A 16,451-nucleotide genomic window follows, 5' to 3' on the forward strand; every position below is an offset into this window, starting at 1 on the left:
CATGGGCGCCTCCCTCGACCTCGCGGCCCTGCGCGCACGAACGCCCGTCGACACGCCGGTGAACCTGGCGGCGACGCGCCAGGACGGGATCGGCTGCCATTCCGGCAAGGAGACGATGGCCCGAGCGGCCGAGGCCGCCGGGATGGGCGAGACCCTCGACGCCCTGAAGCGCGACTATCCTGTCGGCCCGCACGACCAGCCGCAGAGCATGTGCCCGGCCTTCGGCTCGCTGCGGGTGGGCCTGCGCATGCGGCGCACCGCCACGATCCTGTCGGGCTCGGCCTGCTGCGTCTACGGCCTGACCTTCACCTCGCACTTCTACGGCGCGCGCCGGACCGTCGGCTACGTGCCGTTCAATTCCGAGACTCTGGTCACCGGCAAGCTGTTCGAGGACATCCGCGACGCGGTCCACGCCACCGCCGACCCGGCGCTCCACGACGCCGTCGTCGTCATCAACCTCTGCGTTCCCACCGCCTCGGGCGTACCGCTGCGGCTCCTGCCGCGCGAGATCGACGGGGTGCGGATCATCGGGATCGACGTTCCGGGCTTCGGCGTGCCGACCCACGCCGAGGCGAAGGACGTGCTCGCGGGCGCGATGCTCAAGGTCGCGCGCAACGAGGCGGAGCAGGGCCCCGTCGCGGCGCCAAGGCAAGGCACACCGAGCCAGGGCCGCGACGGGCGCCCGACCGTCGCGCTCCTCGGCGAGATGTTCCCGGCCGATCCGGTGCAGATCGGCGCGCTCCTCGAGCCGCTGGGGCTCGGCGCCGGCCCGGTCGTGCCGACGCGGGAGTGGCGCGAGCTCTACGCCGCCCTGGACAGCGCAGTGGTGGCGGCGATCCATCCGTTCTACACCGCGTCCTTGCGCGAGTTCGAGGCGGCGGGCCGCCCGGCGGTCGCCTCGGCCCCGGTCGGGTACGACGGCACCGCCGCCTGGCTCGACGCGGTGGCCGAGGCCTGCGGCGTGGCGCCGGCCGCGGCGGCCGCGGCCAAGAACCGGTTCCTCCCGGCGATCCGGGCTGCGCTCAGTGCCACCCCGATCCGTGGCCGGATCACGCTCACCGGCTACGAGGGATCGGAGCTGCTGGTGGCCCGCCTCCTCGTCGAGAGCGGCGCCGAGGTGCCCTATGTCGGCACCGCCTGCCCGCGCACGGCGATGTCGGAGACCGACCGCGACTGGCTCGAGGCGCATGGCTGCCGGGTGCAGTTCCGCGCCTCCCTCGAGCAGGACCTCGCGGCGGTGGAGGAATTCGGGCCGGACCTCGCCGTCGGCACGACCCCGGTGGTGCAGAAGGCCAAGGAGCGGGCGATCCCCGCCCTCTACTTCACCAACCTGATCTCGGCCCGCCCGCTGATGGGCGTCGCCGGCGCCGGCTCGCTCGCCCAGGTGGTCAACGGCGCGATGGCGCAGGCCGAGCGCTTCGACGCGATGCGCTCGTTCTTCGCCGGCGTCGGCACCGGTCACGCCGCCGGGATCTGGGAGGACGTGCCGAAGAAGCGCGCGGCGGTGAAGCGGCCTGCGCCCGAGAAGCCGATCGGGGAGATGGCCTGATGCTCGTCCTCGATCACGATCGCGCCGGCGGCTACTGGGGCGCCGTCTACGTCTTCACCGCCGTGAAGGGCCTGCAGGTCGTCATCGACGGCCCGGTCGGCTGCGAGAACCTGCCGGTGACCTCGGTGCTGCACTACACCGACGCGCTGCCCCCGCACGAATTGCCGATCGTCGTCACGGGCCTGGCCGAGGAGGAGCTCGGCCGCCACGGCACGGAAGGCGCCATGCGCCGCGCCCACGCGACGCTCGATCCGACGCAGCCCAGCGTCGTCGTCACCGGCTCGATCGCCGAGATGATCGGCGGCGGCGTCACGCCGGAGGGCACCAACCTCCAGCGCTTCCTGCCCCGCACCATCGACGAGGACCAGTGGCAGTCCGCCGACCGCGCCCTGTCCTGGCTCTGGCACGAATACGGGGCGAAGAAGGCGGCGAAGAAGGGCGTGATCCCGCCCCGGCCCGAGCGCGCGCCCGGCGTGAAGCCGCGGGTCAACCTGATCGGCCCGGCCTACGGCACCTTCAACATGCCCTCCGACCTCGCCGAGATCCGGCGCCTCGTCGAGGGCATCGGGGCCGAGGTGAACCTGGTCTTCCCGCTGGGCACCCACCTCGCCGACGTGCCGCGCCTCGTCGAGGCCGACGCCAATATCTGCCTCTACCGCGAGTTCGGCCGGCTGCTCTGCGAAGCCCTCGACCGGCCCTACCTCCAGGCGCCGATCGGCGTGCACAGCACCACCAAGTTCCTGCGGGCGCTCGGCGAGATCCTGGGGCTCGATCCCGAGCCGTTCATCGAGCGGGAGAAGCACACGACGCTCAAGCCCCTGTGGGACCTGTGGCGCTCGGTGACGCAGGACTTCTTCGCCTCGGCGAGCTTCGGCATCGTCGCGACCGACACCTACGCCCGGGGCCTGCGAAACTTCCTCGAGGACGAGATGGGCCTGCCCTGCCGGTTCGCCGTCTCGCGCACGGCCGGCACCAAGCCCGACAACGCGGCGGTGCGCAAGGCCATCCGGGAGACGCCGCCGCTCGTCCTGTTCGGCTCCTACAACGAGCGCCTCTACCTCGCCGAGAGCGGGGGCAGGGCGGTGTTCATCCCGGCCTCGTTCCCGGGCGCGGTGGTCCGGCGGCACACCGGCACGCCGTTCATGGGCTATTCGGGCGCGACCTACCTCGTCCAGGAGGTCTGCAACGCGCTGTTCGACGCGCTCTTCCACATCCTGCCGCTGTCGCGCGACCTCGACGCGGTCGAGGCGACGCCGGCCCGCGCCCCGCGCGAGCTGCCCTGGGACGACGAGGCCCGCCAGCGGCTCGACGCCTCGGTGGCCGACAGCCCGGTGCTGGTGCGGATCTCGTTCGCCAAGCGCCTGCGCGACGCCGCCGAGCGCGAGGCCGCCCGAGCCGGGTCCGCCTGCGTGACCGAACTCTGCGTCGAGCGCGCCCGCGCCGCGCTGGCGGCGGCGGCCTGACAGCCACCGCCCTTTCGGCGCGGCGCACGCCGCGCCGGATCATCGAGACAGCTCGCGCGCCGCTAACCAGGTCCGCGAGGAGGGAGGAGATCAGACGCCATGTCCCGTCCGTTCGTCACGGTTTCCCGGTCCCGCTCGGAAGCGGTCCAGTTCCGGACCATCCTGGCGGCGACCTACCCGGTCTTCCTGGTCGCCGCCGTCCTGCAGCGCCTCCGCCCGGGCGCCGCGGCGCCGGCCGGGCCCCGGCGCTCGGTCTTCGGCGAGGCCCGGGCGATGGCGCTCTCGGCCATTCCCTTCGCCTTCATGGGCTGAGCCTTCGGGCTGAGTCTTCGGGCTGACCCTTCGGGCTCACCCCTTGGGGCTGCCTCCCTCGCGCCGGGCCCGTCCGGGCTCCGGCTTCCTGGGCCGAGTTTCCGCCGCCGATACGGGCGGCGGAGAGACCGCCCGACCGTCAGGCCGGGCAAACCCCACGCGGGAACCCCCGCGCGGATCCGCATCCGGAGGTTCGCCAATGGCCAACGGCTTGGACAAACCCAGTACACTTTCAGGTCTCACCGAAGACGAGGCGAAAGAATTCCACGGAATCTTCGTCACGAGCTTCATCATCTTCACGGCGATCGCGGTCGTCGCGCATTTCCTCGTCTGGCTGTGGCGGCCCTGGCTGCCGGGCCCCAACGGCTACTCCGCGCTCGAGAGCAGCGTGAAGGTCGCCGCCACCAATCTCCTGCCCTTCATCTCGTGAGGATGGAATGAACGACATGCATAAGGTCTGGCTCCTGTTCGACCCGCGTCGCACGCTGGTGGCCCTGTTCACCTTCCTGTTCGTGCTCGCGATCCTCATCCACTTCATCCTGCTCAGCACCAGCCGGTTCAACTGGCTGGAAGGCCCGGCGGTGAAGAAGGCGGAGATCCCCCACAGCCTCGTCCTGCCGACCTGACGGCCGGCACAATCGACGCCCCCTCGCGGGGCGCTCCGCACCGCGGACGGGCCTGGCCCCGCCCGCGGCAACCACGTTGTCTCGCGGACGGGGAGGGCCGCGCCATGGCCATGCTGAATTTCGAGCGGAAATACCGGGTCCGCGGCGGCACGTTGCTCGGCGGCGACCTGTTCGACTTCTGGGTCGGGCCGTTCTACGTCGGCTTCTTCGGCGTCACCGGCCTGTTCTTCACCCTGCTGGGGACCGGGCTGATCGTCTGGGGCGCGGCTTTGGGGCCGACCTGGAACGTCTGGCAGATCAACATCGCGCCGCCCGACCTGAAATACGGGCTGGCGCTGGCCCCCCTGCGCGAGGGCGGCCTCTGGCAGATCATCACCTTCTGCGCCATCGGGTCCTTCGGGTCCTGGGCGCTGCGCGAGGTCGAGATCTGCCGCAAGCTCGGCATCGGCTACCACGTGCCGTTCGCCTTCTCGGTGGCGATCTTCGCCTACGTGACGCTGGTGGTGATCCGCCCGCTCCTGATGGGCGCCTGGGGCCACGGCTTCCCGTACGGGATCCTGAGCCACCTCGACTGGGTGTCGAACGTCGGCTACCAGTATCTCCACTTCCACTACAACCCGGCGCACATGCTCGGCGTGACGTTCTTCTTCACGACGACGTTCGCGCTGTCGCTGCATGGCTCCCTGATCCTGTCCTCCACCAACCCGCCGAAGGGCGAGGTGGTGAAGACGCCGGAGCACGAGGACACCTACTTCCGCGACACGATCGGCTACTCGATCGGCACGCTCGGCATCCACCGCCTCGGCCTGTTCCTCGCCCTCTCGGCCGGGTTCTGGAGCGCCGTCTGCATCGTCATCAGCGGTCCGTTCTGGACCCGCGGCTGGCCCGAATGGTGGGGCTGGTGGCTGAGCCTGCCGATCTGGCGCTGAGTCTCACCCGCGTCCTCCAGACACCACCCTTCAGAAGGCATCCGCCACCATGGGGTATTATCAGAACATCTACACGCAGGTTCAGGTCCATCCGCTCCACCCCGAGGCCGGCGTCACGATCCCGGAGATCGAGAAGCGCGTCGGCAAGGGAGGGTTCAGCTACCTGGCGGGCCTCGTCGGCAACGCGCAGGTCGGACCGATCTATCTCGGCACCCTCGGCACGCTGTCGCTGGCGAGCGGGTTCATCGCCTTCGAGATCATCGGCCTCAACATGTGGGCCTCGGTGAACTGGGACCCGGTCCAGTTCCTGCGCCAGCTGCCCTGGCTCGCCCTCGAGCCGCCCCGACCCGAACACGGGTTGAAGATCCTGCCGCCGATGGCCGAGGGCGGCTGGTGGCTGCTGGCCGGCTTCTTCCTGACGGCGTCGATCCTGCTCTGGTGGGTGCGGCTCTTCCGCCGCGCCCGGGCGCTGGGGCTGGGCTACCACGTGCCCTGGGCCTTCGCCTCGGCGATCTGGCTTTACCTGGTCCTCGGCTTCATCCGGCCGATCCTGATGGGGAGCTGGAGCGAGGCGGTGCCGTTCGGCATCTTCCCCCACCTCGACTGGACCGCGGCGTTCTCGCTTCGCTACGGCAACCTGTTCTACAACCCGTTCCACATGCTCTCGATCGCGTTCCTGTACGGGTCGACGCTGCTCTTCGCCATGCACGGCGCCACCATCCTGGCGGTGAGCCGCTACGGCGGCGAGCGCGAGATCGAGCAGATCGTCGACCGCGGCACCGCGACCGAGCGCGCCGCCCTGTTCTGGCGCTGGACCATGGGCTTCAACGCCACGATGGAATCGGTCCACCGCTGGCTGTGGTGGTTCGCCTTCCTGACCACGCTCACCGGCGGCATCGGCATCCTGCTCACCGGCACGGTCGTCGACAACTGGTATCTCTGGGCCGTCAAGCACGGCGTCGCCCCGAGCTACCCGCTGATCTACGGCCCGGTGGTCGATCCGCTCAACCCCGGAGGCACGCCATGAAGCTCGCCCTTCAGATCCTCGGCGTCGTGGTGGCGGTGCTGCTCACCGGCGCGATGTTCGGCACGGCGGGCTGGACGCGCCCGCCGGTGCGCTCCGAGCAGACGGGTTTCCGCGGCACCGGCATGGTGCAGGTGCAGAACCCCCGCACGCTGGCCGCCAAGATCGACGCCAACGCCGCGCCCGCGCCGCAGGACCCGGCGCCTCCGGGCGGCGACCCGGCGACCCAGACCTACCAGAACGTGCAGGTGCTGACCGACCTCTCGACCGACCAGTTCAACCGCGTGATGGCCTCGATCACCGAGTGGGTGTCGCCCGAGCAGGGCTGCGCCTATTGCCACAACGTCGAGAACATGGCCGACGACAGCGTCTACGCGAAGACGGTGGCGCGCTCGATGCTCCGGATGGTCCGGCACATCAACGCGGACTGGAAGAACCATGTCGGGCAGACCGGCGTGACCTGCTACACCTGCCACCGCGGCAACCCGGTCCCGCAGGCCGTCTGGCACGACAATCCCGGCCCGCCCCACGCCCAGGGCTTCGCGGCCCGGGACGGCGGCCAGAACCACCCGGCGCCGGAGGCCGGCCTGTCCTCGCTGAACTACGACCCCTACAAGGTCCTGCTCGGCAACAAGGACATCGACCAGAACGCCGTGCGGGTCGCCGCCACGACCGCGCTGCCGACCGCGCCCTCGAAGCCGATCCAGACCGCGGAACAGACCTACGCCCTGATGATCCACATGTCGGAAGGGCTCGGGGTGAACTGCACCTACTGCCACAACACCCGCGCCTTCTCGTCCTGGTCGGAGAGCACGCCCAAGCGGGTGACCGCCTGGCACGGCATCCGGCTGGTGCGCGACATCAACGGCAACTACATCACGCCGCTGACGCCGGTGCTGCCGGAGGCCCGCCTCGGGCCGGAGGGCGACGCGCCGAAGGCCAACTGCACCACCTGCCACCAGGGCCTCGCCAAGCCCCTCAACGGCGCGCAGATGCTCAAGGATTACCCCGAGCTCGCCGGGGGTCCGATGACGCCGGCGAAGTGAGCGCCGACGCACGATACCGGCTTGTACGACAGGGCCCCGCCTCCGCAAGGAGACGGGGCCTTCTCGCATGCGCGAGATCGAAGCCTCGACATTGGTTGCTTGCAATCCATCGCCGATGGCCGGTGCTGGATTGTCGACAAGCTATGCCTCATCTCACGTCAATTTGCCGCACAGGCAGATCAGAGGGTTCGCGGCGTTGGACTGACACGTGCGGCAGCGGCCCCGACCGCCTGGCGCCCGCCCCCCAACCCGCGCCCTCTAGAGGCGCCACCCGGAGGCAACGGCCATGGGCGATTCCGGCCTGATCTACATGCTCGCCTTCACGACCTTCGCGCTGGTCATCCTGTTCCTGATCTGGCAGCGGATGCGCGTCCAGCGCGCCAAGGAAACGGGCGAGCGCTCGACCTTCACCGACCACCACGGCGGCCCGCCGCGCCCGCAGCACGGGGTGGATCCGCGGTAGGGGGGAAGGTCGGTCGACGTGCAGGAACCCTCTCCCCTCTGCGGGGGAGGGTGCCCCGCTGCGAGTGCGAAGCACTCGTGCGCGGGGCGGAAGGGGGAAACCCGTTTCCGGAAAGGTCGCGGGCGTCATGACGGGCGCCACATCCGCCGCCGTCGCGGTCCCCTCCCACGGCCTGCTCCGCAGAGGGGGGGAGGGTCAAGGTGCGCTCCGCCCCAAGGAGATCCTGTCAGATCCTGTTTGATTTGGTTTCCATGCTCTTCCCACCCACGACCTCATCCTGAGGTGCCGCGTCGCGGCCTCGAAGGAGGGCTCCAGGGATCACGGAGACTTCCGGAGCCCTCCTTCGCGGTCAGCCGATCAAAGATCGACTGACATCTCAGGATGAGGTCGAAGATCGGATCGAGGAGGCGCCGGCGATACTGACTCTATAGGACAAACCGGCTCTCGGAGGCGCGGATCCCCGCGCCCTTTCTTTACTTCTCCACCCGGCTCGGGTTCTTCAGCTGGCCGTAGACCACGCCCGCGAAGGTGCCGATCGCCGTCGGCCAGTCGAGGCCGGCGGCGTTGCGGTCGGCGGCCTGGCAGTAGGTGGCGGTGAGACCGTTCACCAGGGCGGCGTGGTCGGCCTTCGGGGCGGCCTGGCGCACGGCCGGCAGCAGGGTCGCGACACGGGGCAGCATCTGCTCGGCCTTCAGGTCCTTGAGCTGGCCGGCGGCGTCCGCCTGCTTCAGCGCCCCGGCGAGGGTCGGATCCGCGACGGTCTCGCAGGGGGCGTTGCCGGCGAGCATCGTCTGGGTCTCTGCGCGCAGCGTCGCCACCTGGCCGGGCTCGGCCGTCGGCGGGGCCTCGTTGCCGAAGGTCTGGCGGACGTAGTTCGTCACGGCCGCCACGTCCGCGTCGCTCATCCCGACGCCCACCGCCGGCATGGCGGCGTACTCGCCCTTCGCGTCGAGGCCGCCGAGGATCACCCGGATCACCGTCTCCGGGCCCTTGGCCAGCACCGCGCCGTTGCCGGCGAGCGGCGGGATCGCGCCCGGCTGGCCCTGGCCGTCCGGCCGGTGGCAGGCGACGCAGCGGTTGAGGTAGACGTCGGCGCCCGGGGCCGCGGAGGCCTGCTTGAAGTCGGACTTCACGTCGGGCGTGTAGGTGGGCTTGGGCGCCAGCGTCTTGAGATAGGCGGCGATCGCGCGCACGTCGCCGTCGCTCATCTTGCTCAGGCTCTCCTCGATCACCTGGCGCATCGGCCCGGCGACCACGCCGGCGCGGCCCGGGGCGGCGCCGGTCTTGAGATAGGTGGTGAGCTGGTCCTCGCTCCAGAGGCCGAGGCCCTGCTTGTCGTCGCCCGACAGGTTCGGGGCGTACCAGCCGTCGATCGTGCCGCCCTCGAGGTAGCCGCTCCATTGCGAGGCGCCGACGAGCTTGCTGCCGTTGTGGCAGGCCCCGCAATGGCCCGGGCCCTCGACCAGGTAGGCGCCGCGGTTGACCTGCTCGCTCGCCTTCGGGTCGGGCTTGAACCGGCCTTCCGTGAAGAAGGCGAGCCGCCAGGCGAGCAGCCCGTCGCGGATGCTGAATGGGAAGGCGATGTCGGCGGGCTTCCGCGGCGCGTTCACCGGCTCGAGGGAGAACAGGTAGGCCTTGATCGCCCGCACGTCGTCGTCGCTCAGGCGGGTGTACCAGGGGAACGGAAAGGCCGGGTAGAGGTAGCTGCCGTTCTTCGTGATGCCCTCGTGCATCGCGCGCTTGAAGTCGTCGTCGCTCCAGTTGCCGATGCCCGTCTCCTTGTCGGGGGTGATGTTGGGGGTGGCGAGCTTGCCGATGCCGCCCGGGAAGTTGATGTAGAGGCCGCCCGCATAGGGCTTGCCGCCCGGCGCCGTGTGGCAGGCGACGCAGTCGCCCGCGGTGGCGAGGTAGCGGCCCTTGTCCACGAGGTCCGAGGGTTGCTGCGCCAGCGCCGCGCTGGCGACGAATGCGCTGGAGCCGAGAACCAGGGCCGTGATGCGACGCATGGGCTTCCTCCGGGTGTGATTATCGGGCGGCGGACCGCAGCCGCAGCCAGAGATCGGCGACGTGGGCGAGGCCCGCCCCCGCGAGCGCGGCGGCGAGCCAGAAACCCGGCGCGCCGGCGAGGACGGCGCGCAGCGCCAGCATCAGGCAGGCGCCGGAGGCGAGGTTGATCAGGAGAGCCCCCGGTCCCGGCCTGCGGCCGCGACGCATCAGGACGAGCAGGACGGCCTCCGCGGCGACGATGAGCAACGCAACGTCCACGACGAGGCCGCTCGTGAGGAGATCCTGCACGCGTCTTGTCTCCTGCCCGCACCGAAGATGCGCAGTCGATCCGGGAACTAACCTAGCAAACCGAGGTTTCCAGCCCTTGCAACGCGAGAGCCGGGCGCGCGTTCACGGAATTCGCGCCACGGTTCACGATGTCGCATCAGCGGCAATCCGGTCCCGCGCAATCGATCGCCGAGCCGGTCGGGCACCGGGCGCGACCGACATCCCGGCGCTCCTGCGGCACCCGCCTCAGAACGGCCCGTTGAGTCGCAGGATCGACCAGTTGAGCAGGGCGGCGATCGCGACCCAGACCAGGTAGGGCACGAGGAGCACCGCCCCGATGCCGGAATGCCGCCCGACCGCCAGCATGAGCAGCGCGATCGAGAGCCAGAGCGCCGTCACCTCGACGAGCGCCCAGTCCGGCCGGCGCAGGCGGAAGAACAGGCCGCTCCAGGCGATGTTGAGCGCGCCGTTCACCGCGAAGGCGGCGACGAGCCACGCCCGCGCCGCGCCCTCCGGTGCGGCGTTCCAGGCGAGCACGCCGGCGACCGCCGCGAGGGTGAGGATGGTGGTCCAGACCGGGCCGAAGGCCCAGTCGGGCGGCTTCCAGGACGGCACCCGCAGGCTGCGGTACCAGGGATCGATCGTGGTGAGCCACCCGCCCGCGACCGCCACCACGATGGCCGAGAGCGCCGCCACGAGAACCGGCCCCCCGCGCCCACCAAGCATCTCCATCACGGCGACACCCAGCGGAAGAGGTGGGCGAGGTCCTTGAAGAAGATCCGCGCATGGGCCGCCGGCCTGGCGCGCACCAGCTCCTTGTTCATATAGGCGTCCCAGGTGAGGGACTGCACGTCGGGGTCGCGGCAGATGCTGACGAAGCGCTCGCGCAAGCCGTCATTGCGGTACCAGACGGTCTGCATCAGCCGCAGGATCCAGAACACCCGGCCATGGGCCTTGAGGAAGCGGGCCCGCGCCTGCGCCAGCGCCCGGGCGTCGCCGGTGGTCAGGAAATCGTTCGCGGCCTCCGCCGCCAGGCGGCCCCCGAACATCGCGTAGTAGATGCCCTCGCCCGAGGCCGGAGCGACGAGCCCGGCGGCGTCGCCGGTGAGGAGCACGTCGCGGCCGTTGTCGAAGCGGCTGAGCGGCTTGAGCGGCAGGGGCGCGCCCTCGCGGCGGACCGTCTCTCCGAGGTCGAGCCCGGTGGCGGCGCGAAGCCGTCCGACCGCCCCGCGCAGCGAGAAGCCCTTGCGGGCGCTGCCGGTGCCGATGCTGAGCGTGTCGCCGTGCGGGAAGATCCAGGCGTAGAAGTCCGGCGAGAGGACGCCCTGGTAATAGACGTCGCAGCGCGCGCCCTCGAAGGCTCCCGCCGGCGGCGTGCGCACGATCTCGTGATAGGCGAAGACCTGGCGCATCCGGGCATGGGCCGGGATCTCCTGGCGCCCGACCGCCGAGTTGGCGCCGTCCGCCCCGATGACGAGGCGCGTCCGCAGCCGCTCCTCGGCGCCGGTCGCGCCGCGGTAATGGACGGTGACGGGGCCGTCGCCCGCGCGGGTCAGGCGCAGGTAGGTGCCGGTCACCCGCTCGGCCCCGGCGAGCGCGGCGCGGTTGCGCAGCCACTCGTCGAAGGGCCCGCGGTCGACCATGCCGACGAACCCGTCGCCGACCGGCATGTCGACCGCGCGCTCGCGCGGCGAGACCATCCGGGCGGAGCGGATCTTGGCCACCAGGAGCTCATCCGGAATCGCGAATTCGCGGATCAGCCGGGGCGGGATGGCGCCGCCGCAGGGCTTGATGCGCCCGGCCCGGTCGAGGAGGACGACCCGGCGCCCGAGCCGCGCGAGATCGGTCGCCGCCGTCGCCCCGGCCGGTCCGCCGCCCACCACCACCGCATCGACGGTCGCCTCGTCCATGGCCGTGCCTCCCGGTTGTCCAGGCCGTGCTCCGGCCGGATCGTGTTCAGGTCGCGTGCCGCACCGACAGGCCGCCGAGCGGCCTCACGCTGTCCCCCGTCCGGCCGATCCGCAGCGCGAGCCCGGCCGCGACGAGGAACAGCACCGCCTCGATGGTGAAGACCGCCGCGTAGGCCGGCACCACGGTGCCGAAGGCGAGGCGCGCGAGGTCGACGCCCGCAGCACCCAGGAAGCCGCCGAGCCCGAAGGCGAGCCCTTGCGCGGCACCCCAGACGCCCATGCGGGTGCCGTGGCGGCTCTCGCCGCCGGGCGCCCCGCCGGTGCCGGCGAGCGCCATCATCGAGCCGATCGCCGCGACCGCGAAGATGCCGTTGAACAGGCCGAGCCCGACCACGCAGGCGCGCAAGGGCGTGTCGGGCCCGGCGAATCCGCAGGCCGCGATCGCCACGAGCGCGGCGGCCGAGCCGAGGCAGCCGGCGACGGTCCACAGGCGCAGGGAGGCGAGCGGCCCGCTGCCGTTGGCGGTGACGAGAGCGACCCAGATCATGCCGGCGAGCACGCCGCCGTTCTGGAGCCCGGCGAGCTTCGTGGTCGCACCCGGCGACATCGCGAAGACGAGGCCGGCGAAGGGCTCGAGGATCAGTTCCTGGGCGCTGTAGGCGAGCATCGCCAGGAAGACGAAGATCGTGAAGCGGCGCGCCTCCGGCTCGGCCCAGACCTCGGCGAGGACCCGGGCGAAGGGCTGCGCCGGCCCGGGCCGGGCGGGGGCGGAGGCCCGCGCCGGCTCGACGCCCCAGACGGCCGCCAGCGCCACCAGGAAGGCGATCAGGGACACGGAGCCCGAGACCGCCACGAGCCGCGTGCCGGAGAACGGATCGAGCAGGTGCCCGGCGGTCGGGGCGGTGACGACGAAGCCGGTGATCATCATGATCCAGACGATCGTCGCGGCAGCGCCCCGGCGGTGGGGCGCGACGCCGGTGGAGAGCAGCACGAGAAGCGACGTGCCGGCCGCACCCACGCCGATGCCGACGGCGAGGAAGGACAGGACCAGGAGAGCGAAGCCCGCGACCGGGTGCGTCGCGACGAGCGCGGTGCCGAGGGCGGCGCCCACGCCGCCGAGGGCGAGCAGCGCCATGCCGCCGACGATCCAGGGCGTGCGGCGCTTGCCCAGGTCCGAGCCGTAGCCCCAGCGCGGGCGCAGGACCTGCACGGCGTAGTGGAGCGCCACCAGCCCGCCCGGCAGGGCGGCCGGCAGCGCCAGCTCCACCACCATCACGCGGTTGAGGGTCGAGGTGATCAGCACCACGATGGCGCCGAGCGCCGTCTGGACGAGGCCGAGGCGCAGGATGGTGCCCCAGCCGAAGGCGCAGGCCTGGCTCACGCGACGCCTCCGCGCAACGCGAAGGCCGCCGCGAGCATGCCGAGCACGTAGAGGAGCGTGCCGGTGCCGTTGTACCAGGCCGCCCGCCCGTGCGGATCGGCGAGGAAGCGGCGCATCAGCAGGCCCTGGCCGGCCAGAAGGGCGGCGACGACGCCCGCGTGCCAGGGATGGCCCCAGGCGATGAGCGCCGCCGCCACGATCCCTTGCGGCAGCGCCATGACCAGGCAGGCGAGGCGGGCGGCGCGGTCGGCGCCGAGCTGGACCGGGAGCGAGCGGATGCCGGTGCGCCGGTCGCCCTCCATCGCCTTGAAGTCGTTGAGGGTCATGATGCCGTGGGCCCCGAGGCTGTAGAGGGCGGCGATCAGCACGATCCGCCCGTCCGGCAGGGAGGCGGTCATCACGGCGGCGCCGGTGAACCAGGGCAGGCCCTCGTAGCAGAGGCCGCAGGCGGCATTGCCCCACCAGCCGTTGCGCTTCAGGCGCAGGGGCGGGGCGCTGTAGATCCAGGCGAGCGTGAGCCCGAACAAGGCCGCGCCGAGCACCCAGGGGCCGAGCAGCGACGCGACCGCGAGCGAGAGCAGGCTCCAGCAGATCGCGACCGCGAGGCCCCAGCGGCCCGGGATGCGGCCGGAGGGAATCGGCCGCTGCGGCTCGTTGATGGCGTCGACGTGCCGGTCGTACCAGTCGTTGACCGCCTGGCTGGTGGCGCAGACGAGCGGCCCGGCGAGCAGGATGCCGGCCAGCACCACCGGCCAGCGCCCCTGGACCGCGCCGCCGGAGGAGACCACCCCGCAGCCGAAGGCCCACATCGGCGCGAACCACGTGATCGGCTTCAGCAGTTCCAGAAGCGCGCGGGGCTCCGGAAGTGCCGAGGGCTTGACCAGAGGCAGGGGCTCGATCAGCGGCTTGATCAGGGGCTCGGTCGTCATGACCGGAGGGTGGGACGGCCCCTCGCGAGTGTCAAGCGCGCTTTACACTTTCACATGCTCCGTCGCGTGGACCTGCGACGTCAGCTCGCGCCCTCGTCCGCCTCCTCCGAGCCGTCGAGGTCGCCGAGACCGTAGCGGCGCATCTTGGCGTAGAAGCCCTGCCGGCTGAGGCCCAGCATCTCGGCCGCGGAGGCGCGGTTGTCGTGGGTGATGCGCAACGCCGCCTCGATGCAGAGGCGCTCGATCAGGTCGGTGGTCTCGCGCACCAGCGCCTTCATCGAGACGCGGCCGACGAGCTCGGTCATGTGCTCGACGGAGCGCGGCAATTCGCGCCCGCCCGGCGCCACGGCGGCGACGCGGCGGGGCAGGCTGCGCAGGGTGAAGCCGAAGCAGGGCCGGTCGCCACCCGGCACCGAGACCGCGGCGACCTCCACCTCCTCGATCGCGCCGAACTCGCCGCGCATGACGGTGGCGAAGTGGCGCACCGCGCCGTGATCGGCGAGGGTGTTGAACAGGGCGGCGATCTCGGTGCCCTCGCGGCCGAGCCAGCGCTCGAGCGATTCGCCCTTGGCCTGGTGCTCGGTGGCGAGCTGGGCGAGGTCCAGGAAGGCGGCGTTGACCCCGATGATGCGCCGGTCGCGGTCGGTGACGACGAAGCCCTCGGGCATCGCCTCGATCACCTCGAGGGCGCCGGAGCGCGCCGCGGCCGGGCTCGGGGCGTGGGCGAGGGGGGCGAGGCGCACCAGGATGCTCATCCCGGATTCCTCGCGAAACAAAGTCGCCGAGACCCGCGCCTCGCCCCGCCGCTGGGCGAGCCGGGCAGACAGGTCCTCCGCCTGGCCGGTGAGGCGCAGGCCCACGAGGAGCGCCTGGAGGGCGCGGCCGCTCTCGGGCTCGAACAGGTCGACGAGGTCGCGCCCGACGATGCGCTTGACCGCCCGGCCGAGCAGGCGGGCGGCGGCCGGGTTGATCTCGGTGACGCGGCGGGTGCCGGCATCGACGATCAGGATCGGCTCGCCGGCGAGCTGGAACAGGACCCGGTAGCGGGTCTCGGCGCTGCGCAGGCGGGCATAGTCGCGCTCGAGCGCCTGCTGCGAATCGGCCAGGCGCTGCTGCAGCGCCGAGAGCGCCCTGAGGTCGCGGCCGATCACGATGATGCGGTCGTCGTCGGGAACGCGCAGGGCCGCGTAGCGGATCGGCACGTCGACGCCGCCCTGCGCCGAGGGGTGGTTGACCTGCCGCCAGCGCGTCACGGCGCCGGGCTCGGCATCCTCCAGCAGGCTCGCGATCTTCGGCCGGCTCTCCACCGTGACGGTGTCGATCCAGCGCCGGCCGAGCCACCGGTCGCCGGCCTCCTCGGACAGCCCGTCCGCCCCGAAGGCGGCATCGCGAATCACGCCGTCGCCGTCGATCACCAGCGACACGTCGCTGGCCGCAGCGACGAGGCTGCCCGTCGTCCGGGGATCGAGGCGGGAGACGGCGTCTCGAAGCACCGCGAAAGATTCCTTCGCAGCAGGGCTCACGGGTCTGTTCAAGGGCCACCAACTACGCCGACCGCATCGAACAGTGCTTTCAGCAGGCTCTAATCCGCAGATCAAGCAAGCTTCGTGCGATTTCAGGCGCTTCGCGCGCATCATCGACAGATGCGTCGGCGCCGACGAGCCGGATCCGGTCGGGCCGGCCGTGAAAGGCGGGGCCGCCGACGATCAGGTGAAGGTCGCGATTGCGCGAGGCGCGCCGCAGCGCCGGGACCGCCGCGATCAGCCGGTCGACATGGACGTCGCAGGAGAGCGACAGGCCGATCACGTCGAACCACTCGGCGCGCAGGCGCTCCAGCGCGTCGGAGAGGTTGGTGTCGAAGCTCGTCACCACCTCCCAGCCGGCCTCGGCGAAGAAGTGCGCCGCCAGCGTCAGCCCGAAGGTATGGGTCTCGCCGGGTGCCGGCACGAGCAGGACCCGCCGGCTCGCCGGATCGACCGGACGCGGTTCGAGGCAGAGCGTCTCGAGATCGTGGACGAGCCGGCGCAGCCGCGCCATCGCGGTCGTCACCTGGACGAAGTCGCAGGCATCCTCCTCCCACAGCCGGCCGATATACCGGGCCGTGGGCGCCATGAGGCCGATCAGCACCTCGTCCAGCGCCATCCCGTCGTCGATCAGCTCGCGGACCACCGCGAGCGCGTCGCGGTCCTGCTGCGCCAGCATCAGGGCGGTGAGGCGGTCGATGTCGGCGGTGCCGGTCCGGCGGGCGGACAAACGGGGCGGCCGGGTCTCGCTGCGATGGGCGAGCATCAGCCGCGGGATGATCTCGGCCTCGACGACCTGTGCGAGGTCGTCGCGCCAGCGCGATCCCCTCTGTACTCCCCCAGGGTTTCTTTCGAGAGACGAACGATCCCGGAATGCCCTTTCACGGCGGATCGCCATGTCGTCGGGCAGCGCGCCGGACTGTGCTTGATCTCCCACCGGCACCTCCCCGATGCACAGGAAAATCGGGTTTGCTCGACCTTGTGTCGACGTTTCTACCTTGGGAGCGTCGTCGGCGGGACGG

At 71.5% G+C, this 16,451-nt stretch carries 17 protein-coding genes; 9 read left to right on the forward strand and 8 right to left on the reverse strand.

The features are described 5' to 3' along the window. Position 1 precedes the first annotated feature (1 nt). The 9 genes from bchY to EU555_RS36180 all read left to right on the forward strand — a co-directional run bounded on the left by bchY (position 2) and on the right by EU555_RS36180 (position 7,412). Positions 2-1,549: a chlorophyllide a reductase subunit Y gene (gene bchY, locus EU555_RS15525; protein ID WP_135415576.1), complete on the forward strand. Its 1,548-nt coding sequence runs from the start codon at positions 2-4 to the stop codon at positions 1,547-1,549. Continuing rightward, positions 1,549-3,012: a chlorophyllide a reductase subunit Z gene (gene bchZ / locus EU555_RS15530; protein ID WP_135415578.1), complete on the forward strand. Its 1,464-nt coding sequence runs from the start codon at positions 1,549-1,551 to the stop codon at positions 3,010-3,012. The genes bchY and bchZ overlap by 1 nt, the downstream gene beginning before the upstream one ends. 99 nt (positions 3,013-3,111) lie before the next feature. Next, entirely contained in the window at positions 3,112-3,324 is a 213-nt protein-coding gene (locus EU555_RS15535; protein WP_135415580.1) for a hypothetical protein, read from the forward strand. Between the two features lie 199 nt (positions 3,325-3,523). Next, complete coding sequence (gene pufB / locus EU555_RS15540) at positions 3,524-3,754, forward strand: light-harvesting antenna LH1, beta subunit (RefSeq protein WP_135415582.1); 231 nt, start codon at positions 3,524-3,526, stop codon at positions 3,752-3,754. A 16-nt stretch (positions 3,755-3,770) separates the two neighbouring features. After that, the gene (gene pufA, locus EU555_RS15545; RefSeq protein WP_135415708.1) at positions 3,771-3,950 is read left to right on the forward strand and encodes a light-harvesting antenna LH1, alpha subunit; all 180 of its coding nucleotides are present in this window, start codon (positions 3,771-3,773) and stop codon (positions 3,948-3,950) included. Between the two features lie 104 nt (positions 3,951-4,054). Further along, the gene (gene pufL, locus EU555_RS15550; RefSeq protein ID WP_135415584.1) at positions 4,055-4,879 is read left to right on the forward strand and encodes a photosynthetic reaction center subunit L; all 825 of its coding nucleotides are present in this window, start codon (positions 4,055-4,057) and stop codon (positions 4,877-4,879) included. A 49-nt stretch (positions 4,880-4,928) separates the two neighbouring features. After that, entirely contained in the window at positions 4,929-5,906 is a 978-nt protein-coding gene (pufM, locus tag EU555_RS15555) for a photosynthetic reaction center subunit M (RefSeq protein WP_135415586.1), read from the forward strand. Then, positions 5,903-6,949: a photosynthetic reaction center cytochrome PufC gene (pufC, locus tag EU555_RS15560; protein ID WP_135415588.1), complete on the forward strand. Its 1,047-nt coding sequence runs from the start codon at positions 5,903-5,905 to the stop codon at positions 6,947-6,949. The genes pufM and pufC overlap by 4 nt, the downstream gene beginning before the upstream one ends. Positions 6,950-7,235: 286 nt before the next feature. Continuing rightward, a complete protein-coding gene (locus EU555_RS36180; RefSeq protein WP_167858557.1) occupies positions 7,236-7,412 on the forward strand; it encodes a hypothetical protein in 177 nt (58 codons plus the stop codon). A gap of 473 nt (positions 7,413-7,885) precedes the next feature. On the opposite strand, the gene EU555_RS15565 is transcribed toward EU555_RS36180, so the two are convergent. The 8 genes from EU555_RS15565 to EU555_RS15600 form a co-directional block, all read right to left on the reverse strand. Continuing rightward, positions 7,886-9,418: a c-type cytochrome gene (locus EU555_RS15565; protein ID WP_135415590.1), complete on the reverse strand. Its 1,533-nt coding sequence runs from the start codon at positions 9,416-9,418 to the stop codon at positions 7,886-7,888. 19 nt (positions 9,419-9,437) lie between these two features. Further along, on the reverse strand, positions 9,438-9,707 hold the full coding sequence (locus EU555_RS15570) for a hypothetical protein (protein WP_135415592.1): 270 nt from the start codon (positions 9,705-9,707) through the stop codon (positions 9,438-9,440). 225 nt (positions 9,708-9,932) lie between these two features. After that, positions 9,933-10,421 (reverse strand): TspO/MBR family protein, encoded by a 489-nt coding sequence (locus tag EU555_RS15575; RefSeq protein ID WP_135415594.1) that lies wholly within the window; start codon positions 10,419-10,421, stop codon positions 9,933-9,935. Further along, positions 10,418-11,596: a geranylgeranyl diphosphate reductase gene (locus EU555_RS15580; RefSeq protein WP_135415595.1), complete on the reverse strand. Its 1,179-nt coding sequence runs from the start codon at positions 11,594-11,596 to the stop codon at positions 10,418-10,420. The genes EU555_RS15575 and EU555_RS15580 overlap by 4 nt, the downstream gene beginning before the upstream one ends. A 46-nt stretch (positions 11,597-11,642) precedes the next feature. Then, on the reverse strand, positions 11,643-12,977 hold the full coding sequence (locus EU555_RS15585; RefSeq protein WP_135415597.1) for a BCD family MFS transporter: 1,335 nt from the start codon (positions 12,975-12,977) through the stop codon (positions 11,643-11,645). Next, positions 12,974-13,906 carry a chlorophyll synthase ChlG gene (gene chlG / locus EU555_RS15590; RefSeq protein ID WP_135415599.1) on the reverse strand — a complete coding sequence of 311 codons (933 nt, stop codon included), beginning with the start codon at positions 13,904-13,906 and terminating at the stop codon, positions 12,974-12,976. Before chlG ends, EU555_RS15585 begins: the two co-directional genes overlap by 4 nt. Positions 13,907-13,986: 80 nt before the next feature. After that, a complete protein-coding gene (gene ppsR, locus EU555_RS15595) occupies positions 13,987-15,399 on the reverse strand; it encodes a transcriptional regulator PpsR (protein ID WP_135415601.1) in 1,413 nt (470 codons plus the stop codon). 79 nt (positions 15,400-15,478) lie between these two features. Beyond that, a complete protein-coding gene (locus tag EU555_RS15600; RefSeq protein WP_245524316.1) occupies positions 15,479-16,366 on the reverse strand; it encodes a cobalamin B12-binding domain-containing protein in 888 nt (295 codons plus the stop codon). Positions 16,367-16,451 lie beyond the last annotated feature (85 nt).

It is taken from the genome of Methylobacterium nonmethylotrophicum, assembly GCF_004745635.1.
Lineage (GTDB): Bacteria > Pseudomonadota > Alphaproteobacteria > Rhizobiales > Beijerinckiaceae > Methylobacterium > Methylobacterium nonmethylotrophicum.

What these genes read in the sequence shown, in the direction of transcription:
- bchZ (WP_135415578.1), top strand. Translation starts at nt 1,549, where the DNA reads ATGCTCGTCCTCGATCACGATCGCGCCGGCGGCTACTGGGGCGCCGTC.
- bchY (WP_135415576.1), top strand. Translation starts at nt 2, where the DNA reads ATGGGCGCCTCCCTCGACCTCGCGGCCCTGCGCGCACGAACGCCCGTC.
- EU555_RS36180 (WP_167858557.1), top strand. Translation starts at nt 7,236, where the DNA reads ATGGGCGATTCCGGCCTGATCTACATGCTCGCCTTCACGACCTTCGCG.
- EU555_RS15580 (WP_135415595.1), bottom strand. Translation starts at nt 11,596, where the DNA reads ATGGACGAGGCGACCGTCGATGCGGTGGTGGTGGGCGGCGGACCGGCC.
- pufB (WP_135415582.1), top strand. Translation starts at nt 3,524, where the DNA reads ATGGCCAACGGCTTGGACAAACCCAGTACACTTTCAGGTCTCACCGAA.
- pufM (WP_135415586.1), top strand. Translation starts at nt 4,929, where the DNA reads ATGGGGTATTATCAGAACATCTACACGCAGGTTCAGGTCCATCCGCTC.
- EU555_RS15535 (WP_135415580.1), top strand. Translation starts at nt 3,112, where the DNA reads ATGTCCCGTCCGTTCGTCACGGTTTCCCGGTCCCGCTCGGAAGCGGTC.
- pufC (WP_135415588.1), top strand. Translation starts at nt 5,903, where the DNA reads ATGAAGCTCGCCCTTCAGATCCTCGGCGTCGTGGTGGCGGTGCTGCTC.
- EU555_RS15565 (WP_135415590.1), bottom strand. Translation starts at nt 9,418, where the DNA reads ATGCGTCGCATCACGGCCCTGGTTCTCGGCTCCAGCGCATTCGTCGCC.
- pufL (WP_135415584.1), top strand. Translation starts at nt 4,055, where the DNA reads ATGGCCATGCTGAATTTCGAGCGGAAATACCGGGTCCGCGGCGGCACG.
- chlG (WP_135415599.1), bottom strand. Translation starts at nt 13,906, where the DNA reads ATGACGACCGAGCCCCTGATCAAGCCGCTGATCGAGCCCCTGCCTCTG.
- pufA (WP_135415708.1), top strand. Translation starts at nt 3,771, where the DNA reads ATGCATAAGGTCTGGCTCCTGTTCGACCCGCGTCGCACGCTGGTGGCC.